Source organism: Duganella rhizosphaerae (assembly GCF_040364205.1).
Classification (GTDB): domain Bacteria; phylum Pseudomonadota; class Gammaproteobacteria; order Burkholderiales; family Burkholderiaceae_D; genus Rugamonas; species Rugamonas rhizosphaerae.
The window spans coordinates 282547-303721 of the sequence record NZ_BPWK01000003.1; the positions used below are offsets into that span (position 1 = coordinate 282547).

The following is a 21175-nucleotide window of genomic DNA, read 5'->3' on the forward strand; positions in this document are numbered from 1 at the left end:
TTAAACCGCGACGATGCGCGTCGATTCGACCACATTGCGCATGTAGCCGGGCGGGTTCCACAAGGCGCTGGCAGGCTGACCCTGGCCGATGCGGTTGACCGCGCGCACCAACAATTCGTGGCTGCCTTTCTGCCTGGGTGTGAACACCGCGCTCCATTCGCGGAACGAGTATTTGCCCAGGTCCTTGCCCAGTTGCGCGGCCTGCCAGTTCTTGCCGCCGTCCGACGAGAAGGCCACTTCGTTCACGCCATAGCCGCCGTCGAAGGCGATGCCGCGCACCACCGTCTGCTGCCCGGTCTTGACGTGCATGCCTTCGGTCAGGCTGGTCACGAAGGAGCGCACGTTCATGCGGTTGATCGGGACGGTCTTGGCCGGCCCTTTACCCGGTTCGGTGCAGGCGCACTGGTTGTCCGGGATGCGATAGGCGGTGCTCATCCAGAAGCCATCGAATACCTTGTCGGTCACGGTGATGTCGGACAGGTGCTTGACCCAGTACGTGCCGTAGTAGCCCGGCACGATCAGGCGCAGCGGATAGCCGTTCAACATCGGCAGGTCGGCGCCGTTCATCTGCCAGGCCAGCATGACTTCACCATCGAGCGCGTGATCGAGATTGAGCGCCTTGACGAAATCGGGGCCGTCGCCGAGCGGCGGCGTATCGAGGCCATTGAACGCCACCTGCACCGAGCCGGCCTTCACGCCGGCCTTCTCCAGCACCTTGCGCAGCGGGACGCCGGTCCAGCGTGCGTTGCCCATGGCGCCGTTCGACAATTGGCCGCCATTGGCGCGCGGCTCGAAATGGCCACGGCTGTTGCCGGAGCACTGGACCACGGCGACCACCTCGGTCGCATCGGCCATCTGGCGCAGGTCGGCCAGCGACAGCTCCAGCGGCGTATTGACGTTGCCGCCGACGCGCAAGCGATAGGCCTGGGGATCGATGGAAGTCGGAATGCCGCTCCAGTGATAGCGTACGAAGAAGGCGTCGTTGGGCGTGATCACCGATTCGTTGAATACGCTGAACGGCGTTTCCAGTTGCGGCGGACGGGCGGTGAGCAGGATCAGCGGCCGCTTCTGCGGATAGGCGACCAGTTCGCGCTCACCGTTCTCGAACGGCAGCGTGACGCGCCCCGGCTGCGCCGCCAGCGCCTCCAGCACCGGGTTGCCGAATGCGGCCGCGGCGCCTATCGTGCCGGCCTGCCGTAGAAAGGAACGGCGCCGCAGCGCCTCCGCCGTCAATACCAACGCTTTAGTCGCCATGCTCGTCTCCGTTCATGTGGTGAAGTCAGTGATGACAATAATGCCATAAATCGTCAACGGCACGCAGACGGCGGCACCGATTCCCAGCGCTTGAACGCACGGCGGAAATTGGCGACGTCGGTGTAGCCCAGCGCGTAGCTGATCTCCTGCACGCTCAACTTCCCGGCGCGCAGGTATTCCAGCGCCAGCATGCGGCGCACCTGTTCCAGTATCTGCTTGTATGAACTGCCCTCCTCCAGCAGGCGCCGGTGCAGGGTGCGCGGCGTCATGCACAGCAGCCGCGCAGTCAGTTGCAGCGACGGGAAGCTGCTGCGCTGCTCCAGCATCAGCCGCTGCACGCGCGCGCTCAGCGACACTTGCGCCGCCAGCTTGTCCAGCTCCCGCTGGCAGATCTGCACCGCGTGCGCCAGCGTCGCCGGATCCCCCATCCGCAACGGCACGTCGATGGCCGCCAGCGGCAGCACCATGCCGGTCCAGTCCTGGCCGGCGCGCACCTCGCAACGAAACAGCTCGCGCGCCAGCGCCGCGTCAGACGACGCTGCAAACCGGAAGGCGACGCTGCGGCACTGTGACGGTCCGCGCGGAATACAGTCCAGCACATTTTTAAACGCCAGCAGCGCCGCCTCCAGCACCGGCCGCGCGATGTCGCCCAGCGGCATGCGTTCGTGCAGGCGCACGCGGAACTCATCGCCCTGCTGTTCGAAATCGATCGCGAGCATCGTCGTGCGCAGCATGAAGAAGCGCTGCAGCAGCTCCAGCGCCTGACGCAGCGTGCCGCAGTTCATGGCGGCGTAGCCGAGGATGCCGTGCGTGTGCTCGCGCATGCGGTCGCCCACCAGCAGGCCCATGGCCGGCTCCCCGGTGAGCGCCACCGAATCGAGCACCAACTGGCGGAACACCGGGAACGACACGGCCAGCTCGCCGTCGTCCAGCTGGTCCGCACGCAGGCCGCTGCGCGCCAGCCAGTCGCCGACGTCGCCGCCCATGCTGCCGATTTGCTCGGCGATCTGGCGCAGGTAGCTGCTTGCCAGCGTGTGGTCGTTTGCCTGCATGGGGAGCGCCTGAATGGAGAGCTATCAATTGAGATGAATCGATTGTCAATAAATAACCCCTGCATGTCAATTCGGCACCTCCCCTGGAGGCGCCTGCGCTGCCTACAATGGACGTAATAACAACAAGGAGACCGCGTCGATGAACGTCCTGCACTACCTGAAGTTTTGCCTGTTCCATGTGGTCGGCCTGCTGGCCGCCGCCGCGCTGCATGCGGGCGGCGACACGGTCGCGGCGTCGCTGCTTGGCGTGGTGCTGTTCTACGTGCTGGGCGACCTGCTGGGCGGCGACGATCTGAGCACGCCGTCGCTGCGCCACCACGCCATCCTGACCGGGCAACTGTGGCTGGCGTTGCCGCTGCTGTTGCTGATCGTCGGCGCGGCGCTGGACAGCTTCATCGCCGGCCGCTACGCTACGCCGGTCCAGCTGGCGGCCGCCGTGCTGCTGACCGGGCTAATGATAGGCATGATAGGCACCATCACCGCGCATGAGCTGGTCCACCGCACCAAGGAACCGGTATCGCTGCTGATCGGCCGCTGGCTGCTGGCCTTCAGCTTCGACACCGGCTTCGCCATCGAGCATGTGTACGGCCACCACCGCTACGTCTCCACCCGCGAGGACCCGGCCACCGCGCCAAGGGGACGCAACGTCTACTGGCACATCGTCTGCTCCACCATCAAGGGCAACATCAGCGCCTGGAAGCTGGAGCGCAAGCGGCTGGAACGACGCGGCCATCGACAGTACAGCTGGCACAATATGGTGATACGCGGCCACCTGATGAGCGTACTGCTGCTGGCCGCCGCCTGGTACTGGGGCGGCGCTGCGGCGACACTGTTCTTCGCCGCCTGCGCGCTGTGGGGCAAGGCGCTGCTGGAAGTGGTCAACTACATGGAGCACTATGGGCTGGTGCGCAATCCGGCCAGGCCGGTGCAACCGCGCCATTCGTGGAACACCAACAAGCGCCTGAGCTCCTGGACCATGTTCAACCTGACGCGCCACTCGCACCACCACGCGCGCGCCGGCCTGCCGTACGAGGAGCTGCATCCTTATCCGGATGCGCCGATGATGATAGGCGGCTATCTGTCGACCATCCTGGTGGCGCTGGTGCCGCCGCTGTGGCACCACCTGATGGCGCCACGCCTGCAGGCCTGGGACCGGCACCAGGCCAACGACGAAGAACGCGCACTGGCCGCCCAATCCGGCAGGGATTGACAGCGCTGCCGTTGCGGGGCAATCTAGCGTGAACCGACCGCCGCGCCGGTTGCCTCCCTCCGCAAAGGCAGCTGATGATCAAACGTGCCACCTTCTGGGAACGGCCTGGCTGGCTGTTCTGCGTACTACTGTTCCTGCTCCATTTCGCCAGCGTCAAACTGACGCTGTTCTGCGCCGTCACGCCGGAAAAAGTGGTGGTGGTCTGGCTGCCGAACGCGGTGCTGCTGGCCGCGCTGGTACGCTTCAACGGCCAGCGCGCGCCGTTGATGGCGGCGCTGACCTTCAGCTCCGACATCTTCGGCAATCTCGGCACCTTCCCCTTGCATGAAGCGGTTCTGCTCAGCGTCATCAACCTGTTCGAGGTGATGCTGTCCTTCCTGCTGATGCGCCGCAGCGGCGCCACCTTCCGCCTGCAACGAACGCAGGACCTGCTGCGCTTCGTGGTGGCCGGGCCGATCGCCGGCACGCTGGCGGCCGCGCTGATGGCGGCGGTGGTGATGCAGCAGGTCGGCGGCGACACCACGCCCTACCCGACACTGGTCCGCCTGTGGTGGTTCGGCGACGCCCTCGGGCTGCTGATCTACACGCCGATGCTGCTAGCCTTCACCTACCCGCCCCGCCAGAAACGGCAGCGCACATGGCTCGACGACGCCAGCCTGGCGCTGACGCTCGTACTGGCGACGGCCGTGCTGTTCGCGCAGGGCGGCGCCATCGACGGCTTCCCCGTCACGCCCACCCTGCTGCTGCCGGCGGTGGCGGTCATCGCCTTCCGCTTCGGCATCCGCATGACGACATTGTTCGTGGCCCTGATTTCGCTCGGCATGACGATGACGATGACGGCACATTTCAAACCCTTCGGCGACGTGCCGGTGTACCTGGAGACGCTGCACGCCCAGGAGTTCATCCTGACGCTGTCCATCGTCGGCATCGGCTTCGCCGTGATGCTCAACGAACTGCGCATGCGCGAGCGCGAACTGGAAAGCCGGGTGCAGGAACGCACGCGCGAACTGGAACAATCGAACCAGCTGCTGGCCGCGATGAGCGCCACCGACGGCCTGACCGGCATCGCCAACCGCCGCCGCTTCGACGAGATGCTGAACGCCGAGTGGAGCCGCGCATGGCGCGGCCGCCAGCCGCTGGCGGTGGCGATGCTGGACGTGGACCTGTTCAAGCAATACAACGACCACTACGGCCACCAGGCCGGCGACGAGGTGCTGCGCATGGTGGCCCAGGCGCTGGCCGCCCAGGTGCGGCGCAGCGGCGATTTCGTCGCGCGCTATGGCGGCGAGGAGTTCGCGGTGATCTCGCAGTCGACCGATGCCGAACACACGCAAAAGATGGCGGATATGGTGTGCGAAGTGGTCGAGGCGCTGCGCATGCCCCATGCCTTGTCGCCCTACGGCGTGGTCACGGTCAGCGCCGGTGTCGCCGTGACGGTGCCCGATGCGGACAGCACCGCCGCCGACCTGCTCAAGCAGGCCGACGCCTCGCTCTACCGCGCCAAGCAGATGGGCCGCAACCGCGCCGAGATGGCCGACATCCGCGACATCCGCCTGCCGGTATGAGCGCACTCACCGTTCTAGCCGCTCTTGCCGGCCACCGCCAGCTGGCGGTACTGGGTCGGCGTGATGCCGGTGGTGGCCTTGAACTGGCGGGTGAAGGCGGAATGGTCGCCGTAGCCGCAGGCCTGGGCGATTTCCGCCACGCTGGCGCTCCCCTTCAGCAAGCGCGACGCGGCGTCGACGCGAGTCTGGATGATCATCTGGCGCGGCGTCAGGTGGAAGATGCGCAGGAAGTAGCGCTCGATCTGCGCCACCGACATATTGGCCGTGCGGGCCAGCTCGGCCAGCGGCAAGGCCTGGCCGTATTCCTGGTGGATCAGGTTCACCGCCGCCGCCACCTTGCGGTAGGCGGGGTTCTTCTTGTCCGCCATCGCCAGGTCGCGCGACACGCCGGTCAGGCCGACGATGCGGCCGTCGGCGTCGCGCAGCGCGGTCTTGCGCGTCAGGCACCAGCCGGGATCGCGGTTGGGATACAGATGCAGTTCCAGCTGGTCTTCGATATCGCTGCCGCCGGCCAGCACCGCCATGTCCTGCGCCAGGTAGGTCTGGCCGAACGGCCGCGCGAACACCTCGGCCGGGGTGCGGCCGATCAGCGCCGCCTTGTGCCGCTGGCCGCAACGCTGCACCAGCGTCTGATTGACCACCACATAACGGCATTCGACGTCCTTGACGAAGAAAACCACGTCCGGCAGCGCGTCGAACAGCGCTTCGGCGAAGAAGGGATCGGCGATGCCCGTGCCCAGGGCGCGGCGGGCGTCGTCGTGAGGGGTTTCTTTATGCATGAAGGCGATTGTGCCAGCGGCGCCGGGCGGCGTCTCCTGTTTTATCGCCGTTGTGCAGATTTCGTCATCGATCATGCGCAGGACGTGCAAGACAGCGAGCCGCAGGAGGCCTAAGATTTGAGCATGAAAACCATCTCCATCATCGACTCCCACACCGGCGGCGAACCGACCCGCCTGGTGACCGACGGCGGCCCGGAACTGGGCCAAGGACCGCTCAGCGAGCGGCTCGCCCTGCTGAAACACCAGCACGACCGCTTCCGCTCCGCCGTGGTGTGCGAGCCACGCGGCTCGGACGTGCTGGTCGGCGCGCTGCTGTGCCAGCCCTACGAGCCCGATTGTGCCGCAGGCGTCATCTTCTTCAACAATGTCGGCTACCTCGGCATGTGCGGCCACGGCACCATCGGCCTGGTCGCCTCGCTGGCCTTCATGGGCCGCATCGGCGCCGGCCGCCATCGCATCGATACGCCGGTCGGCGTGGTGGAGGCGGAGCTGCACGCCGACGGCAGCGTCACGGTGGACAACGTGGCCTCGTATCGCAGCCAGGCCCAGGTCACGGTCGACGTGCCGGGCCACGGCCCGGTCACCGGCGACGTGGCGTGGGGCGGCAACTGGTTCTTCCTGGTTTCCGGTCATGGATTGGAACTGGGAGTTGGTAACGTCGAGGCGCTGACCGCCTACACCGTGGCCGTCGGCGCGGCGCTGGAAAAGGCCGGCATCACCGGCGACGGCGGCGCGCTGATCGATCATATCGAACTGTTCGCGCCATCGCGCACCGGCGCCGACAGCCAGAGCTTCGTGCTCTGCCCCGGCAAGGCCTACGACCGCTCGCCTTGCGGCACCGGCACCAGCGCCAAGCTGGCCTGCCTGGCGGCCGACGGCAAGCTGGCCGAGGGCGCGCTGTGGAAGCAGGAGAGCGTGATCGGCAGCGTGTTCGAAGCCTCGTACCGCCATCGCGGCGAACAGCTGATCCCCAGCATCCGCGGCCGCGCATGGGTGAATTCGCAGGCGCAGCTGATCCTCGATCCGACCGATCCTTTCGTATGGGGCATCCGGTGAACACGAACGACGTGATCGTCATCGGCGCCGGCATCGTCGGTGCCGCCTGTGCGGATGCGCTCAGCCAGCGCGGCCTGCGGGTGATGGTGATCGAACAGGACATGCCCGGCAGCGGCGCCACCGCGGCCGGCATGGGACACCTGGTGGTCATGGACGACACCCCGGAGGAGCTGGCGTTGTCGGCGTATTCGGTCTCCTTGTGGAATTCGCTGGTGGGCGACCTGCCGCAGCGCCACGAGTACAGCCGCTGCGGCACCATCTGGGTCGCCGCCGACGAAGAAGAAATGGATGCGGCGCGCGCCAAGGCCGACACGCTGTCCGCCTACGGCATCTCCTGCGAACTGCTGGGGCCTGCCGCGCTGTATGCACGCGAGCCGCAATTGCGCACCGGCCTGGCCGGCGGCCTGCTGGTCTCCGGCGACGGCCTGGTCTACCCGCCCAAGAGCGCGCGCATCCTGCTGGACCGGGCGATCCGGCGCGGCGCCACCACGCTGCGCGGCAGCGTCGCCGCCATCGAAGACAACGGCGTGCTGCTGGCCGACGGCGCGCGCCACCAGGCGCAGCACGTGGTGCTGGCCGCCGGTTCGCGTTCGGCCGCGCTGCTGCCGGAACTGCCGGTGCAGCCCAAGAAGGGACATATCGCCATCACCGACCGCTATCCCGGCTTTGTCCACCACCAGCTGGTGGAACTGGGATACATCAAAAGCGCCCACGCCGCCAGCGGCGACTCGGTCGCGTTCAATTTGCAGCCCCGTCCTACCGGACAAGTACTGATCGGCTCCTCCCGCCAGTTCGACACAATCGATCTGGCGGTGGAGCCGGCCATGCTGCAACGCATGCTGCGCCATGCCGCCGCGTTCACGCCAGCCCTGGCGCAACTGAACGTGCTGCGCTGCTGGACCGGCTTGCGTGCCGCCACCCCGGACGGCCTGCCGCTGATCGGCCCCCACGCCGCGCGGCGCGGACTGTGGCTGGCGACCGGACACGAAGGACTTGGCATCACCACCTCGCTGGCGACGGCGCAGCTGCTGGCCGGCCAGATGACCGGCGACAGCACGCGCATCCCCGCCGCCCCATATTTACCGGGACGCTTCAATGACTGACGTCGTCCTCAACATCAACATCAACGGCCACCACGTTCAGGTGACGCAAGGCGTCAGCGTGGCTGCGGCGATCGCCATGGCCGGCAGCGCCGTCACCCGGCGCTCGGTGCGCGGCGCCGGGCGCGCGCCCTTGTGCGGCATGGGCGTGTGCCAGGAATGCCGCGTCACCATCGACGGCCGCATGCACCAATTGTCCTGCCAGACGATGTGCGCCGACGGCATGCGCGTGACCACCGGCGAGGCCCGCCCATGAGCCGCTACGACGTACTGGTGATCGGCGCCGGACCGGCCGGACTGGCGGCGGCGCATGCCGCCGTGGCGCACGGCGCGCAGGTCGGCCTGGTCGACGACAACCCGCTGGCCGGCGGCCAGATCTGGCGCGGCGGTCCGGAGCGGCAGCAGGACCAGCGCGCGCAAAGAATGTGGAGCGACCTGCGCGCCGCGCCCAACCTGACCTACCTGCCGCAGACGCGCGTGCTGTACGCACCGGCGCCGCAGCAGCTGCAAGTGCAGACGCCGTCGTCGTCGGCCACGCTGCACTACGAAAAACTGATACTGGCCACCGGCGCGCGCGAGCGGCTGCTGCCCTTCCCCGGCTGGACACTGCCCGGAGTGACCGGCGCCGGCGGCTTGCAGGCGCTGGCCAAGGGCGGCTATCCGGTGCAGGGCAAGCGCGTGGTGGTGGCGGGCAGCGGCCCGCTGCTGCTGGCGGTGGCCGCGACGCTGCGCGCCAAGGGCGCCGAGATCGCCGCCATCATCGAGCAGGCGCCCTTGCCGGCGTTGGCGCGCTTCGGCTTCGGCCTGTTGGCGACGCCGTCCAAGATAACGCAAGCGCTGCAACTGGCGGCGCAGCTGCGCGGCATCCCCTACCTGCGCGGCAGCCATGTGCACTCGGCGCTGGGCGACGGCACGCTGCAATCGGTCCTGATCCAGCGCGGCGGCGCGCGCGAGCTGGAAGCGCTGCAATGCGATTACCTGGCCTGCGGCTACGGCCTGCTACCCAACGTCGAACTGGCGCAGGCGCTGGGCTGCGTCACCGCATCGAACCACCGGCAAACGGCGGTGCTGGTGGACGACGACCAGCTGACTTCCGTGTTCGGCGTGTACTGCGCCGGCGAAGGCACGGGCGTCGGCGGCGTGGACCTGGCGCTGGCGGAGGGCTGCATCGCCGGCCTGGCGGCCACCCGCCAGCTCACCGCCGCACGGCAGCTGTACGCCGAACGCGCGCGCTGGAAGAAATTCGCGGCAAGGCTGGAGCGTGCCTTTGCGCTGCGGCCGGAACTACTGAAACTGGCCGGCGACGACACCATCGTCTGCCGTTGCGAAGACGTCTGCCACAGCGAGCTGCGCACGCACACCAGCTGGCGCAGCGCCAAGTTGCAAACGCGCTGCGGCATGGGGCCGTGCCAGGGACGCATCTGCGGCGGCGCCACCGAACTGCTGTACGGCTGGCGGCCGGATGCGGTGCGGATGCCGATATCGCCGGCCCGCATCGCCAGCATCATCGATTGATCATCATCGACTAAGCATCATCGTCATAACAACCACCGATTCATCACAAGGAGAACAGCATGGCAGCAGCAAAATGGGAAGGGGTCTTCCCCGCAGTAACGACCAAGTTCAAAGAGAACGAGGATCTCGACCACGCAGAGATGGAAAAGCACTTCAACTTCCAGATCGACAGCGGCGTGCACGCGCTGCTGACCTGCGGCTCGCTGGGTGAAGCCAGCACGCTGTCGTTCGACGAGAAGCTGGCCGTCACCAAGACCGCGCTGAACGTCGCCGCCGGCCGCGTGCCGGTGCTGGTCAACGTCAGCGAAACGCGCACCGCCACCGCCTGCCGCTTCGTCGAGAAGGCGCATGAGATGGGCGTGCAGGGCCTGATGGTGATGCCGTCGGTGCTGTACGCGGCCGATTCGCGCGAGGCGATGGACAACCTGCGCGTGATCGCCAAGGCGGCGCAGCTGCCGATCATGGTCTACAACAATCCGGTCTCCTACAAGGTCGACCTGACGCCGGAAGACTTCAAGGAACTGGCCGATTGCGAATGGATCGTCGCGATCAAGGAATCAACCGACAACGTGCGCCGCATCACCGATCTGCGCAACGCCGTCGGCCACCGCTACCAGCTGTTCATGGGCGTGGACGATCTGTCGTTCGAAGGCCTGGCGGTAGGCGCGGACGGCCTGCTGGCCGGCCTGGTGGTGGCGTTCCCGAAAGAGACCGTGGCGCTGTACAAGCTGATGAAGGCCAAGCGTTGGGATGAAGCGCTCAAGCTGTACCAGTGGTTCATGCCGCTGATGCACCTGGACGTGTCGACCAAGCTGGTACAGAACCTGAAGCTGGTGGAAACGCTGGCCGGCGTCGGCAACGAGTTCGTACGCCGTCCGCGCCAGCCGCTGCAAGGCGCCGACCGCGCCCGCGTCACCGCCGTGGTCCAGCAGGCGCTGGCCACCCGTCCGGACGTCAGCTCGCTGTTCTAAAATCACCCCGGGGTCAGGTCTGACATTCGGACACGAGCTCTGCTGTAACCATGGTTACAGCAGAGCTCGTGTCCGAATGTCAGACCTGACCCCGGGTTTTAGCGTTTGATGGTCGAGCCGCGCAGGATCAGCTGCGGTTCGATCATCGTGGTGGCGGGGGCCTGTTTGCCGTCGATGGCGGCGATCAGTTTTTCCATCGCGGCCACGCCCATGCGCTCGCTCTGCAAGTCCACCGTGGTCAGCGCCGGTGAGGTGTATAGTCCGTATTCGATGTTGTCGAAGGCCGCCACCGATATCTGCTCCGGCAGCTTGAAGCCCAGCGTCTGCGCCGCCTTCATGAAGCCTAGCGCCATCAGGTCGTTGTAGCAGATCAGCGCATCCGGGTGTTCGGCGCCCAGCATGATGGACGAGCATACGCGCTCGCCTTCGGCCGCCGTCGGCGCGCCGCCTTCATACACGGTCAACTCCAGGTCATGCGCGGCCAGGCAGGCGCGGATGCCGGCCAGGCGCTCTTCGTCGCGCCGCGAGCGCGGAAAGCGCAGGTAGCCGATGCGCTTGTGCCCCAGCGAGACCAGGTGCCGCGCCAGCATGTAGGCGCCGCGGTGGTCGTCGCTGATCACCCACGGGATCTCCAGCCGCGACAGGCGGCCGAAATACACCAGCGGCTTGCCCAGCTCCATCACCCAGTCCATCTCCGATTCCAGCATGCGCGAGAACATGATGATGCCGTCCACCCGCCGGCTCAGCGCTTCCAGCAAAGGGCGTTCGCGGTCCGGGTTTTCCTCGGTGTCGACCAGCAGCAGCGTGTAGCCGTGCGCCAGCGCGACGCGGTTGGCGCCCTTGACGATGCTGGTGAAGTGCGGATTGGCCACGTCCAGCACCGACAGGCCGATGCTCTTGGTGCGGCCGGTGATCATCGACGCCGCCAGCGGATTGGAGCGGTAGCCCAGCCGGGCGATGACTTCCTTGATGGTCGCCTCCACCGCCGGCGAGAAGCGCTGCGCGCCGTTGACGAACTTCGAGACGGTGGCGGTCGAGACGCCGGCCGCTGCGGCGACGTCCCGGATGGTTGCTACATTTTTTTTCATGTTCTGATTGTCGGGGATGCGTGGCCGCCGGTGCTTCGGCGGCGCCAAAGGACAATCTTAGCATGTCGGCATCTATCGGCCGCCCGATCACAGGTCGGTGATTTCCTTGTGGCGCGGGACCAACGCCTTCATCACGCACCACGCCACCAGGTAGGCCAGCGCACAGATGCCGAACATGATCATGTAGCCGGTGCGGATGTCGTTGACCGATTTGTAGTAGTCGAACACCCAGCCGCCCAATTTGGTCAGCAGCACGCCGCCGATGCCGCCGGCCATGCCGCCGATGCCGATCACCGAGGCCACCGACTTTTGCGGGAACATGTCGGACACGGTGGTGAAGATATTCGCCGACCACGCCTGGTGCGCCGAGGCGCCGACGCCGATCAGCAGCACCGGCACCCAGAAGCTGATCGCCCCCAGCGGCTGCGCCAGCAGCACCACCAGCGGGAAGAAGGCGATCACCAGCATGGCTTTCATGCGGCCGTCGTACGGCGCGTGGCCGCGCGCCATGAAGTAGCTGGGGAACCAGCCGCCGCCGATGGAACCGATCATCGTCATGCTGTACAGCACCGCCAGCGGCACGACGATGGCGTCGCCCTTCATGCCGTACTGCGCCGACAGATAGGTGGGCAGCCAGAACAGGAAGAACCACCACACGCCGTCGGTCATGAATTTGCCGAAGGCGAAGGCCCAGGTCTGGCGGTACTTCAACAGCTGGAACCACGAGACTTTCTTGCCGGCGGCCGGCGCTTGCACCGCCGCCGGCTGGTCGCTGCGGATGTAGGCCAGCTCCTGCGCCGACAGACGCTGCTGCTGGTCCGGTTTTTCGTACAGCGTGATCCACACGCTCATCCAGACGAAGCCCAGCATGCCGATCATGATGAAGGCGGCCTGCCAGCCCCAGATGCCGGCGATCAGCGGCACGCAGATCGGCGCCAGGATGGCGCCGACGTTGGCGCCGGAGTTGAAGATGCCGGTGGCGAAGGAGCGCTCCTTCTTCGGAAAGTATTCGGCGGTGGCCTTGATCGCGGCCGGGAAGTTGCCGGCCTCGCCGATCGCCAGCACCGCGCGCGAGATCATGAAGCCGAGGATGGACGGCGCGGCGACGATGCCGAAGGCGCCCAGCAGCACGCCCACGCCCTCGCCCATCGGCACCGAGAAGGCGTGCAGCAGCGCGCCCAGCGACCAGATCGTGATGGCCAGCACGTAGGCGGCCTTGGTGCCGATCTTGTCGACCACGCGGCCGGCGAACAGCATCGAGATCGCATACACGAACTGGAAGGCGGCGGCGATGTTGGCGTAGTCGGTATTGCTCCAGCCGAATTCCTTGGACAGGTCGGGCGCCAGCAAACTCAATACCTGGCGGTCCAGGTAGTTGACGGTGGTGGCAAAAAACAACAGTGCACAGATGGTCCAGCGGTATTTACCGACGGTTTTTCCCACCGCTTGCGCGTTCACAGGCTCGCTCAGGTTCATGGCATCACTTCTATTCTGGTTTTTGGTGATGATCTCTCGGTCTCCACGAGATCACTCTAGTCGTAAGTCATCGTACAACTATAAAACGCGATAGGCAAGCGGAAAGATGCGGATATACAAGGGATTGGCACAGGATCGCGCCATCGCGACAGGCCGGCGCTGCGACTGTCGCGATGGCGTTGTATGATGACATTTATAGCAATTACGGCGTCTTGGCGGTGCCGCCCTTGGCCAGCAGCAGCGCCACCAGGCTGATCACCGCCGCCGTCGACAGGTAGTAGCCGACGTATTGCAGGCCGTAGTTGGTGGCCAGCCAGGTGGCCGCGTACGGCGCCAGCGAGGCGCCCAGGATGCCGGCCAGGTTGAACGTCAGCGAGGCGCCGGTGTAGCGCACCTCGGCCGGAAACAGCTCGGACAGCATGGTGCCCAGCGGGCCGTAGGTCATGCCCATCAGGCCCAGCCCCAGCGACAGGAACACGGTCACCAGCGTGCTGTTGCCGGAACCGAACATCGGCGCCATCGCCAGCCCGAACACAGCGATCGCGACCGAGACCCAGACCAGCGTGATGCGGCGGCCGTAGCGGTCGGCCCACAGCGCGGCGACCGGGATGGTCAGGCCGAAGAAGATCACGGCGAACAGCTGCTGGATCAGGAAGTCCTTGCGGCTGAACTTGAGCGCGCTGGTGCCCCAGCTCAGCGCGAACACCGTCATCAGGTAGAACAGCACGAAGGTGGCCAGCGCGATCAGGGTGCCCAGCACCAGCACGCGGCGATGGTCGCGCCATACGGTCACCACCGGCACCTTGACGCGTTCGTTCTTCTCCAGCACCTTCTGGAAGTCCGGCGTTTCATGGATCTTCAGGCGGATGTACAGGCCGACGATCACCAGCAGCGAGCTGGCCAGGAAGGGGATGCGCCAGCCGTAGCTGAAGAACTCGGCGTCGCTCAGGGTCTGGCTCAGCAGCAGGAAGATGCCGCCCGACAGGAAGAAGCCGATCGGCGCGCCCAGCTGCGGGAACATGCCGTACCAGGCGCGTTTGCCCGGCGGCGCGTTCTCGGTGGCCAGCAGCACCGCGCCGCCCCACTCGCCGCCCAGGCCCAGGCCCTGGCCGAAGCGGCACAGCGCCAGCAGAGCCGGCGCCAGGGTGCCGATCGAGGCGTAGGTCGGCAAGGCGCCGATCACCACGGTCGAAATACCCATGGTCAGCAGCGCCGCCACCAGCGTGGCCTTGCGGCCGATGCGGTCGCCGAAGTGGCCGAACACGGCCGAGCCGACCGGGCGCGCGAAGAAGGCGATGGCGAAGGTGGCCAGCGATTGCAGCGTGGCGGCGGCCGGATCGCTGGCGGGGAAGAACAGTTTGGGGAACACCAGCACGGCCGCAGTGGCGTAGATGTAGAAATCGAAGAATTCAATCGTGGTGCCGATCAGGCTGGCAAACAGCACGGTGGCCGGGGAATTGGCCTTGGACGATCCGGGGTGAGACTGACTCATGCTTGACGCTCCTGCGGGTGGGTGTGGTGCGGCCCATCATACACACCCCCCTCGCCTGCTGCCAAGTAGATAAGTTTTCCGTTAAGTATCGATTTGCGCAAAGGCAACGCCGATCTGGTCGGCCTTCAGCGGCCGCACCAGGCGCGCCACTTCCTGGCCGTCGCGCAGGAAGATCAGCGTCGGCCACAGCTTGACGCGGTAGGAGCGGCCCAGCGCGCGGCCGGGGCCGTCCTCGATCTTGTAGTGGCGCACGCCCTCGTGGCCGGCGAACGCCTGCGCCAGCGGCGCCTGCGCGGCGATGCAGTGGCCGCACCAGTTGGCGCCGAATTCCAGCAAGGTGGCGCCGGCCAGGGCGTCGACGGTGGCGCGCTCGGGCGCGCCGGGCAGGTAGATTTTTTCCATGGCGTCAGGATTTGGATTTGGATTTGAGTTCGGCGCACGGGTCGGGACGGGGCTGGGGCGCCACGGTGTAGACCGCGTCGTAGCGGCCGGCGCCGTCCGCGCCTTCGACATAGCCTTCGCTGCGCACCGTCAGCGCCGGCGCCAGTTCGTTGATCCAGCGCGCCACGCCGATGTCCTTGCGCACGTGGCCGTTGCCGGCGATCAGCACGACGTCGCGCGGCAGCTGGTCGCGCACGATCTTGGCCATCCAGATGTCGCGCGACACCTGGGCGTTGATCATGCCGTCGACCATCATCTCCGGCAGCATATTGCAGTGGCCGGCAATGATTTCCTTGTACTGGGCGCCGCGCACGTCGGCCGGCAGCGGCTGGTCCAGATGGTAGTCGCGCACGCTTTTCGGGTCGAAGGTGGCGGCGATGCCGTCGCGCACCACGCGCGAGGCGTCGGCGCGCGACAGGTTGCCGGCAACCAGCGGCAACTGGTAGGTCAGCGCCAGCTGGATCACCGGGTAATACAGTTGCCAGTTCCAGCGGCCGGCGCCGACCACGCGGATCACGCACTGGGCGTCCAGGCAGCCTTTCTGGGCCTTGTTCAGCACATCCTGATTTTCGCGGTCGAACTGTTCCATGACGATGGCCGGGCGCCAGCCGGCCTCGACCCGCTGGCGCAGCAGTTCGTAGCGCAGCTTGTGGCCGGCGGCGTTGTCGTGCACCTCGCCCAGCAGCAGCACCTGCGGATTGGGTCCGGCCGGCGCCGGCACGGCAGCCGCGGTGGCGCCGCCCGCGCCCTTGCCGCCGCTGGCGCAACCGGCCAGCAACACCAGCGCCGCTGCGGCGAAAGGCCATCCCAATTTGCCGCCATATGTGGAAATCATCTGTATCCCGGCCTTCTGCTATCGAATTATTTCTTGTGAAGTTGGAAGCGTGTGCGCCACTGGCTAACAAGCAATAACCGTTGTTGCGCCGCACGATTTGATTGCCCTAAGAAAAATACAGATGGCAATATGTTATTAATTATGGTTTAATGAGAATCCGTTGAGCACGGTTGGATCCACGACCCATCTTAGCGTAATGAATATGTTTTAATGTAGCCTTAACGTCCTGCTTATGCAGCATAGTCAGGAGAGTACTGTGAAGAAGTTGAATTTTATAACGACATTATTGCTGGCCCTGGGAATGGCCGGAGCCGCTCAGGCTCAGACCGCCAGCCCGGACAACAGCAAAGTTGCAACCGCAGCAATCGTACTCGCCCAATGCGATGCCCACAGCACCACGCCGTGCGGCATCGATAGTTCCGTGGCCGCGGAGAAAACCGTTTCGGATCGCGATCCTGAAGCGCTGGCCAGCAACGCCCAGGCCAACCAGCAAGTCGTCGAGCCGGTGGCCGAAGTGCCGGAACCGCAGACCTTCGTCATGCTGATGCTGGGACTGGTGATTCTGGGCTTTTCCTCGCGCCGCGGCGGCGCCTCGGATAAATTCAGCGACTGAGCCTGACTGACGCTACAGGCCGCACACCCCATGGATGTTGGTGATCGCCACGCCATGCAGGATGGCGCGGCCGATGCAGGACAGTTTCTGCACGCCGTTATCGGTACCGAGTACCGCAAAGATCGCCAGCGCCAGCGCCACGCCGATCAAAATCACCAAACCCTTGAGTGTGTCTTTGTCCATCCGGCATTCTAGCGTGGCGCCGGACGCTTAAGCAACGGCGTCGCCCAGCGTGTAGTCGAAATCGTAGTAATGCTTGCCGCCCTCTATGCGGATCTGCAACGTCCCGCTCAGGCCGACCAGCTCGCCGCTGCCGGAATCGGCCACCACCACCACCTTCAGGCCGGCCGTGCCGCGTTCCATGGTGCCGCTGTGGTGCAGCAGGAAAGCGCCGCGCCGCCCTTCCAGCGTCCCCTGCACTTTTTCCATCGCCACGTAGGCGCCCGATCCCAGTTCGCGATCCATATAGGCCAGCATCTCGCCGGCGCCGGCGGCATCCAGCGCGCCGTGGTAGCGCTTGTCGAGCGACATGCGGCCGATGCCGCTCTCGGCCGCCACGGGGGACATGCTTTCGGGCGCCATCTTGACGCTGAATTCACCGCTGATTTTGGGCATTGCTGGCCTTTCAGGTATGGAGACGGGCATCCGCTTGCAGCGCGGCCGGATCGTCGACCGGCGTCACGCACGGCATGCGCAGCACGAAGCTGGCGCCCTGCCCCAGGATGCTGGAAACCGTAATGGTGCCGCCAAACTGCTTGGCGATCAAGTTGAACACGATATTGAGTCCGAGGCCGGTGCCGCCCTGCCCGCGGCGGGTGGTGACGAAGGGGTCGAACACCTTGTCGAGCATGTCCGGCGGAATGCCCTTGCCGTCGTCCACCACCTGCATCTCGATCCAGTCGGCCTTCAGCGCCACGCCGATGGTGATGCGGCCCTCGTCGCCGGGGTCGAAGGCGTGCTCGACGCAGTTGAGCGTCAGGTTGGTGATGACCTGGGCCAGCGCGCCCGGATAGCTGTCGAGCATGATGTCCGGCGGGCAGGCGATGCTGACGGTGATGCGGGTCTTCTTCAGCTTCGGTTGCAGGCTCGACACCACCTCGTTGATGTAGTCGCGCAGCTCGAAGCGGCGGCGCGCCTCGCTGACCTGGTCCACCGCGATCTGCTTGAAGCTGTGGATCAGGTGCGCCGCGCGGTAGGCGTTGTTCATGATCAGGCGCGTGCTCTCGGCCGCCGTTTCCAGGTAGCGCATGATGTCGGATTTCTTGATATTGCCGCTGGCGACCGACTGGTGCACCTTCTCGGTGGCCTCCATCAGCACCGAGGCGCTGGTCAGCGCGATGCCGACCGGCGTGTTGATCTCGTGCGCGACGCCGGCCACCAGGCCGCCCAGCGAGGCCAGCCGCTCGGCCTGCAGCAGCGATTCCTGCGTGCGGCGCAGGTCGTCGAGCGCCTTGGCGGTGGTCTGGGCCGATTTGCGGGCCTCGTCCTCGGCCTCGCGGATGCGCTGGATATTCGATTTGACCTTGCGCTGGATGGCGTTGAAGCCGCGGATCACCTCGCCCAGCTCGTCGTGGCGGCTGTCGGGCAGCTCCTCCACCTCGTCGCTGCCGCGCGTGGCCAGGTCGAACAGGCCGTCGCGCAGGCGCTTGAGCGGGTCGAACACGATGCGCAGCGACAACGCCAGCGCCGCCACCAGGATCAGGTCCAGCAGCAGCACCTCGGTGACCTTGCGGCGCACTTCGGCCGCCAGCGTGGCGTCGATCTGCGCGCGGCTGAAATTGACCACCACGCGGCCGACGATGACCGGCTTGAGCGAGGCGCCGGCGGCGCCGGAATCGCGGTAGGCCAGGTCGGCCACCACCGGCGAACCGCCGACGGCGGCGTCGTTCTCGATCGAGCTGACGCTGCCGTTTTCATTGCGCAGCTTGCCGGAGAACAGGCCGACCGAGGTATCGTAGACGCGGATCGACACCAGCTCGGGCGGCAGCATCTCGGCGGCGACGATGTTGTCGACCTTGGCCTTGTCCAGGTCCCACAGCGCCGACGGCAGGCTGGTTTGCAAACGGGTCAGCACGCCCTGGCGCAGCCGCTGGCTGCTCACTTCCAGCTCGTGGCCGAGACTGTACTGGGCGTACGTGCCGGAAATGCCCAACACCAGGGTCACGATGACCACGAAAAGCAGCGTCAAGCGGCCTTGGATACCAAACATCGACCAACCTCCGTGCAGTGATGGAATTGACGGCAACGTCCCAATGTACGGTATGACATGCGACTTGGCAAGTTATGGCCCATCGCCACGCTGACGCGGCAGACTTTGCTTGCCCGCAATGGTAAGATCGGGCAATGTAGACGAGGTGGCAAACCGGGAGGGCATCATGACAGGCAATTATCATCAACTGACGCTGGCGGAGGTGCGGCCGGGCATGGTCCTGTCGGACGTGCTGCTGGACGTGCAAGGCCATGTGCTGCTGCCGCAAGGCACGGTGCTGACCGAGGCCATGCTGGCGCTGATGCCGCGCCACGGCATCGCCATACTGCCCATCCTGAAAGAAGAAGTGTCGCCGGAAGTGGCGCAGGCGACGCTGGAGCACCACGAGGCGCGCATCGCCCACCTGTTCCGTAAAAACGACGCCGACAGCGACAGCGACTGGGCCACCGCGCTGCTGCGCCGCTTCGTGTCGGACTTCCGCCTGGGCCTACCGGAGACTCCCGAGCATGAGTAATACCCTCAGTTACGACGACGTCGTCCGCACGCTGGACGACCTGCCCTCGCTGCCGGCGGTGGTGATGGAGCTGCTCAACAGCATAGACCAGGACGATGTCGACATCTCGGTGCTGGCCAAGAAGGTATCGCACGACCAGGCGCTGACGGCCAAGACGCTGCGGCTGGCCAACTCTTCGCTGTACGGCCTGCAGGTCAAGGTGACCACCATCCAGCAGGCGATCACCTACCTGGGATTCCAGACCACGCGCAACCTGATCACGGCGGCGGCCGTCACCGGCTGCTTCGCCGAGGGCCATTGCCCCGGCTTCGACCACAAGGCCTTCTGGCGCCACTCGATCGCCACCGCCGCCTGCGCCAAGGTGCTGGCGCGGCAGATGCGTTTCAACCAGGACTATGCCTTCACGGCGGGCCTGCTGCACGATATCGGCCGGCTGGTGCTGGTGTCCTGCTTCCCGAACCAGTATTCGGAAACCATCGCCTACCGCGACGCCCACGATTGTTATTTGCTGGACGCCGAGCGTACCGTGCTGGGCGTCGATCATGTCGACGCCGGGCTGGCGCTGGCGGAGCACTGGAATTTTTCCGACACGATGCGGCTGGCCATCGGCGGCCATCACGACCCGGAAGCGCCGGGCGCAGGGTTCCTGGCCGCCATTATTCATGTGGCCGACGCCATCGTGCATGCGCTCGATCTGGCGCAGGTGCAGGACGATCTGGTCCCGCCGGTATCCACCGTGGCCTGGACTGCGCTGGGCCTCGATGAGGAAATCTATCTGCAATTGTTCCGCGAGACGGAACTGCAATATGAAGAAATTTCGATGGTGCTGTTGAGCTGAGCGAGCACCCTGCCGGCCGGCTTCAAATCAAGCCCGGCAACGGCAGGTGCAGGCGTGCGGGCGCATTAGTGGCGCGCGTAGTTTCCGGACTCTGCCTTCTCGGTGCGCTCTTCTGGCTTTGGACGGCCTTGAGCGTCGGACAGGCGGTACTTGGTGCGGCGGTCGCCCATCAAGTCACGCAGGTCGCGGATGCTCATGCCGGTCACTTCGTGCATGCGGATCAGCAGCGAGGCGCCGACCGGCAAGCGGTGGTGGCGGATCTTGCTGATGACCGGCGGCGCGACTTCCAGCAGGCGCGACAGCGCGGCGTCGTTTTTCAGTTGCATCTTGCCGAGCAAGATGTCCAGGAGATGGTTGGGGTTGTAGCTTTCCTGGGAAGCAAGTGCGTGATGTGCCATGATTTTCCTCGTTGATTAGGTGAATGAAGTGTGCAGGCCTGAACTTAAGGGCAACTTAGATTCCTAAGCCTAAGTTTTCCGGCTCCCTGCTTGCCTTTCGTGCAATATTATTCTATGCTCAAAAGGGCCTGTTCCTGCCGTTTTCCGTCGAGCGAAGATTGTTCGACATCAATCGCTGGCTAGAAACCTTAGCAACAATGCTATTTCATCACATGGGGCTGGAGGGTGTCGCACGCAAGAACTTGTAGGAAACTGTTACACAAAGCAAGTTCATCTTTACACAGGCTGGGAATGGGAATCAGGCGCCGTAACCCCGCCGGCTTTTAGCGATACGCATGAGGCGCCACTTAAGGGTCAGACCCCGTCCGGGGTCTGACCCTGCCTGGCATTGCGGGGGGGGGGGGGGAAGCAAAATCAGGCGGTGGTATCGATGTGGCGGCCCAGGGTTTTCTCGCTCTGGCGGCGGTCCTGTTCGGCGTGTTTGTCGGCGGCCTGGGCGGCGCGGCGCTGCAGCGCGGTGGCGTCGTCGTTGGCCTGGGCGCGGCTGCGCTGGGTGTCGGTATTCTTTTCCACGCGGGTCTGCACCGCGCGTTCGGCGCCGTTGCTGCGCTGTTCGCGCTCGACGCTCTCAGTCGAGCTCGCCTGCTGGGCGCGCTGCTGCTCGCGGTTGGCGCGGGTTTCACGCTGGTTGGCCGCCTGCACGCTGTCGAGCGGGGTGCTGATGCGCGAGGACGAAATCGCATTGGCTGCCATGAAACCCTCCAATAGA

At 65.7% G+C, this 21175-nt stretch carries 23 protein-coding genes; 10 read left to right on the forward strand and 13 right to left on the reverse strand.

Annotation, left to right across the window (positions count from 1 at the left end):
• Positions 1-1254 (reverse strand): SorA family sulfite dehydrogenase catalytic subunit, encoded by a 1254-nt coding sequence (gene sorA / locus RUGAMON1_RS08520; protein ID WP_445230100.1) that lies wholly within the window; start codon positions 1252-1254, stop codon positions 1-3.
• 53 nt (positions 1255-1307) lie between these two features.
• The gene (locus RUGAMON1_RS08525; protein WP_445230101.1) at positions 1308-2306 is read right to left on the reverse strand and encodes an AraC family transcriptional regulator; all 999 of its coding nucleotides are present in this window, start codon (positions 2304-2306) and stop codon (positions 1308-1310) included.
• 139 nt (positions 2307-2445) lie between these two features.
• Between RUGAMON1_RS08525 and RUGAMON1_RS08530 the strand changes: the two genes are divergently transcribed.
• Both RUGAMON1_RS08530 and RUGAMON1_RS08535 read left to right on the forward strand, forming a co-directional pair.
• A complete protein-coding gene (locus tag RUGAMON1_RS08530; protein ID WP_445230102.1) occupies positions 2446-3516 on the forward strand; it encodes an alkane 1-monooxygenase in 1071 nt (356 codons plus the stop codon).
• A 74-nt stretch (positions 3517-3590) separates the two neighbouring features.
• Complete coding sequence (locus tag RUGAMON1_RS08535; RefSeq protein WP_445230103.1) at positions 3591-5081, forward strand: GGDEF domain-containing protein; 1491 nt, start codon at positions 3591-3593, stop codon at positions 5079-5081.
• Positions 5082-5095: 14 nt separating this feature from the next.
• Here RUGAMON1_RS08535 and RUGAMON1_RS08540 read toward each other — a convergent pair whose 3' ends face one another.
• Complete coding sequence (locus tag RUGAMON1_RS08540; RefSeq protein WP_445230104.1) at positions 5096-5935, reverse strand: helix-turn-helix domain-containing protein; 840 nt, start codon at positions 5933-5935, stop codon at positions 5096-5098.
• Positions 5936-5983: 48 nt separating this feature from the next.
• On the opposite strand from RUGAMON1_RS08540, the gene RUGAMON1_RS08545 reads away from it, so the two are divergent.
• The 5 genes from RUGAMON1_RS08545 to RUGAMON1_RS08565 are packed head-to-tail and all read left to right on the forward strand — an operon-like array spanning position 5984 to position 10502.
• The gene (locus RUGAMON1_RS08545) at positions 5984-6916 is read left to right on the forward strand and encodes a 4-hydroxyproline epimerase (protein ID WP_445230105.1); all 933 of its coding nucleotides are present in this window, start codon (positions 5984-5986) and stop codon (positions 6914-6916) included.
• Positions 6901-8019 (forward strand): NAD(P)/FAD-dependent oxidoreductase, encoded by a 1119-nt coding sequence (locus RUGAMON1_RS08550; protein WP_445230106.1) that lies wholly within the window; start codon positions 6901-6903, stop codon positions 8017-8019. The genes RUGAMON1_RS08545 and RUGAMON1_RS08550 overlap by 16 nt, the downstream gene beginning before the upstream one ends.
• Positions 8012-8272 (forward strand): 2Fe-2S iron-sulfur cluster-binding protein, encoded by a 261-nt coding sequence (locus RUGAMON1_RS08555; RefSeq protein WP_445230107.1) that lies wholly within the window; start codon positions 8012-8014, stop codon positions 8270-8272. Before RUGAMON1_RS08550 ends, RUGAMON1_RS08555 begins: the two co-directional genes overlap by 8 nt.
• Positions 8269-9531 (forward strand): FAD-dependent oxidoreductase, encoded by a 1263-nt coding sequence (locus RUGAMON1_RS08560; RefSeq protein WP_445230108.1) that lies wholly within the window; start codon positions 8269-8271, stop codon positions 9529-9531. The genes RUGAMON1_RS08555 and RUGAMON1_RS08560 overlap by 4 nt, the downstream gene beginning before the upstream one ends.
• Before the next feature lie 59 nt (positions 9532-9590).
• On the forward strand, positions 9591-10502 hold the full coding sequence (locus tag RUGAMON1_RS08565; RefSeq protein WP_445230109.1) for a dihydrodipicolinate synthase family protein: 912 nt from the start codon (positions 9591-9593) through the stop codon (positions 10500-10502).
• Positions 10503-10600: 98 nt separating this feature from the next.
• Here RUGAMON1_RS08565 and RUGAMON1_RS08570 read toward each other — a convergent pair whose 3' ends face one another.
• The 5 genes from RUGAMON1_RS08570 to RUGAMON1_RS08590 form a co-directional block, all read right to left on the reverse strand.
• A complete protein-coding gene (locus RUGAMON1_RS08570) occupies positions 10601-11590 on the reverse strand; it encodes a LacI family DNA-binding transcriptional regulator (protein WP_445230110.1) in 990 nt (329 codons plus the stop codon).
• 87 nt (positions 11591-11677) lie between these two features.
• Positions 11678-13066: an MFS transporter gene (locus RUGAMON1_RS08575; protein WP_445230111.1), complete on the reverse strand. Its 1389-nt coding sequence runs from the start codon at positions 13064-13066 to the stop codon at positions 11678-11680.
• Positions 13067-13268: 202 nt separating this feature from the next.
• Positions 13269-14558 (reverse strand): MFS transporter, encoded by a 1290-nt coding sequence (locus tag RUGAMON1_RS08580; RefSeq protein WP_445230112.1) that lies wholly within the window; start codon positions 14556-14558, stop codon positions 13269-13271.
• A gap of 81 nt (positions 14559-14639) precedes the next feature.
• Positions 14640-14960 (reverse strand): thioredoxin family protein, encoded by a 321-nt coding sequence (locus RUGAMON1_RS08585; protein ID WP_445230113.1) that lies wholly within the window; start codon positions 14958-14960, stop codon positions 14640-14642.
• A gap of 4 nt (positions 14961-14964) precedes the next feature.
• Positions 14965-15834: a ChaN family lipoprotein gene (locus RUGAMON1_RS08590; RefSeq protein WP_445230114.1), complete on the reverse strand. Its 870-nt coding sequence runs from the start codon at positions 15832-15834 to the stop codon at positions 14965-14967.
• A gap of 256 nt (positions 15835-16090) precedes the next feature.
• Between RUGAMON1_RS08590 and RUGAMON1_RS08595 the strand changes: the two genes are divergently transcribed.
• Positions 16091-16447, forward strand: coding sequence for a PEP-CTERM sorting domain-containing protein (locus tag RUGAMON1_RS08595; protein ID WP_445230115.1), 357 nt, complete (start codon positions 16091-16093; stop codon positions 16445-16447).
• 12 nt (positions 16448-16459) lie between these two features.
• Here RUGAMON1_RS08595 and RUGAMON1_RS08600 read toward each other — a convergent pair whose 3' ends face one another.
• From RUGAMON1_RS08600 to RUGAMON1_RS08610, 3 genes are read right to left on the reverse strand one after another with little or no spacing between them, the layout of a single operon-like run.
• Complete coding sequence (locus tag RUGAMON1_RS08600) at positions 16460-16630, reverse strand: hypothetical protein (RefSeq protein ID WP_445230116.1); 171 nt, start codon at positions 16628-16630, stop codon at positions 16460-16462.
• A 27-nt stretch (positions 16631-16657) separates the two neighbouring features.
• On the reverse strand, positions 16658-17062 hold the full coding sequence (locus RUGAMON1_RS08605) for a DUF3224 domain-containing protein (protein ID WP_445230117.1): 405 nt from the start codon (positions 17060-17062) through the stop codon (positions 16658-16660).
• A gap of 10 nt (positions 17063-17072) precedes the next feature.
• Complete coding sequence (locus RUGAMON1_RS08610; RefSeq protein WP_445230118.1) at positions 17073-18656, reverse strand: sensor histidine kinase; 1584 nt, start codon at positions 18654-18656, stop codon at positions 17073-17075.
• A gap of 166 nt (positions 18657-18822) precedes the next feature.
• On the opposite strand from RUGAMON1_RS08610, the gene RUGAMON1_RS08615 reads away from it, so the two are divergent.
• Both RUGAMON1_RS08615 and RUGAMON1_RS08620 read left to right on the forward strand, forming a co-directional pair.
• Positions 18823-19170: a hypothetical protein gene (locus tag RUGAMON1_RS08615; RefSeq protein WP_445230119.1), complete on the forward strand. Its 348-nt coding sequence runs from the start codon at positions 18823-18825 to the stop codon at positions 19168-19170.
• Complete coding sequence (locus tag RUGAMON1_RS08620; RefSeq protein ID WP_116991573.1) at positions 19163-20008, forward strand: HDOD domain-containing protein; 846 nt, start codon at positions 19163-19165, stop codon at positions 20006-20008. Before RUGAMON1_RS08615 ends, RUGAMON1_RS08620 begins: the two co-directional genes overlap by 8 nt.
• Before the next feature lie 65 nt (positions 20009-20073).
• On the opposite strand, the gene RUGAMON1_RS08625 is transcribed toward RUGAMON1_RS08620, so the two are convergent.
• Both RUGAMON1_RS08625 and RUGAMON1_RS08630 read right to left on the reverse strand, forming a co-directional pair.
• On the reverse strand, positions 20074-20406 hold the full coding sequence (locus tag RUGAMON1_RS08625; protein WP_332853016.1) for a hypothetical protein: 333 nt from the start codon (positions 20404-20406) through the stop codon (positions 20074-20076).
• A gap of 414 nt (positions 20407-20820) precedes the next feature.
• Complete coding sequence (locus tag RUGAMON1_RS08630; RefSeq protein WP_445230120.1) at positions 20821-21159, reverse strand: hypothetical protein; 339 nt, start codon at positions 21157-21159, stop codon at positions 20821-20823.
• Positions 21160-21175: the final 16 nt, after the last annotated feature.

Coding starts and splice junctions, on each gene's coding strand:
- sorA (WP_445230100.1), bottom strand. CDS start 1,254: ATGGCGACTAAAGCGTTGGTATTGACGGCGGAGGCGCTGCGGCGCCGT.
- RUGAMON1_RS08525 (WP_445230101.1), bottom strand. CDS start 2,306: ATGCAGGCAAACGACCACACGCTGGCAAGCAGCTACCTGCGCCAGATC.
- RUGAMON1_RS08530 (WP_445230102.1), top strand. CDS start 2,446: ATGAACGTCCTGCACTACCTGAAGTTTTGCCTGTTCCATGTGGTCGGC.
- RUGAMON1_RS08535 (WP_445230103.1), top strand. CDS start 3,591: ATGATCAAACGTGCCACCTTCTGGGAACGGCCTGGCTGGCTGTTCTGC.
- RUGAMON1_RS08540 (WP_445230104.1), bottom strand. CDS start 5,935: ATGATCGATGACGAAATCTGCACAACGGCGATAAAACAGGAGACGCCG.
- RUGAMON1_RS08545 (WP_445230105.1), top strand. CDS start 5,984: ATGAAAACCATCTCCATCATCGACTCCCACACCGGCGGCGAACCGACC.
- RUGAMON1_RS08550 (WP_445230106.1), top strand. CDS start 6,901: ATGGGGCATCCGGTGAACACGAACGACGTGATCGTCATCGGCGCCGGC.
- RUGAMON1_RS08555 (WP_445230107.1), top strand. CDS start 8,012: ATGACTGACGTCGTCCTCAACATCAACATCAACGGCCACCACGTTCAG.
- RUGAMON1_RS08560 (WP_445230108.1), top strand. CDS start 8,269: ATGAGCCGCTACGACGTACTGGTGATCGGCGCCGGACCGGCCGGACTG.
- RUGAMON1_RS08565 (WP_445230109.1), top strand. CDS start 9,591: ATGGCAGCAGCAAAATGGGAAGGGGTCTTCCCCGCAGTAACGACCAAG.
- RUGAMON1_RS08570 (WP_445230110.1), bottom strand. CDS start 11,590: ATGAAAAAAAATGTAGCAACCATCCGGGACGTCGCCGCAGCGGCCGGC.
- RUGAMON1_RS08575 (WP_445230111.1), bottom strand. CDS start 13,066: ATGAACCTGAGCGAGCCTGTGAACGCGCAAGCGGTGGGAAAAACCGTC.
- RUGAMON1_RS08580 (WP_445230112.1), bottom strand. CDS start 14,558: ATGAGTCAGTCTCACCCCGGATCGTCCAAGGCCAATTCCCCGGCCACC.
- RUGAMON1_RS08585 (WP_445230113.1), bottom strand. CDS start 14,960: ATGGAAAAAATCTACCTGCCCGGCGCGCCCGAGCGCGCCACCGTCGAC.
- RUGAMON1_RS08590 (WP_445230114.1), bottom strand. CDS start 15,834: ATGATTTCCACATATGGCGGCAAATTGGGATGGCCTTTCGCCGCAGCG.
- RUGAMON1_RS08600 (WP_445230116.1), bottom strand. CDS start 16,630: ATGGACAAAGACACACTCAAGGGTTTGGTGATTTTGATCGGCGTGGCG.
- RUGAMON1_RS08605 (WP_445230117.1), bottom strand. CDS start 17,062: ATGCCCAAAATCAGCGGTGAATTCAGCGTCAAGATGGCGCCCGAAAGC.
- RUGAMON1_RS08610 (WP_445230118.1), bottom strand. CDS start 18,656: ATGTTTGGTATCCAAGGCCGCTTGACGCTGCTTTTCGTGGTCATCGTG.
- RUGAMON1_RS08615 (WP_445230119.1), top strand. CDS start 18,823: ATGACAGGCAATTATCATCAACTGACGCTGGCGGAGGTGCGGCCGGGC.
- RUGAMON1_RS08620 (WP_116991573.1), top strand. CDS start 19,163: ATGAGTAATACCCTCAGTTACGACGACGTCGTCCGCACGCTGGACGAC.
- RUGAMON1_RS08625 (WP_332853016.1), bottom strand. CDS start 20,406: ATGGCACATCACGCACTTGCTTCCCAGGAAAGCTACAACCCCAACCAT.
- RUGAMON1_RS08630 (WP_445230120.1), bottom strand. CDS start 21,159: ATGGCAGCCAATGCGATTTCGTCCTCGCGCATCAGCACCCCGCTCGAC.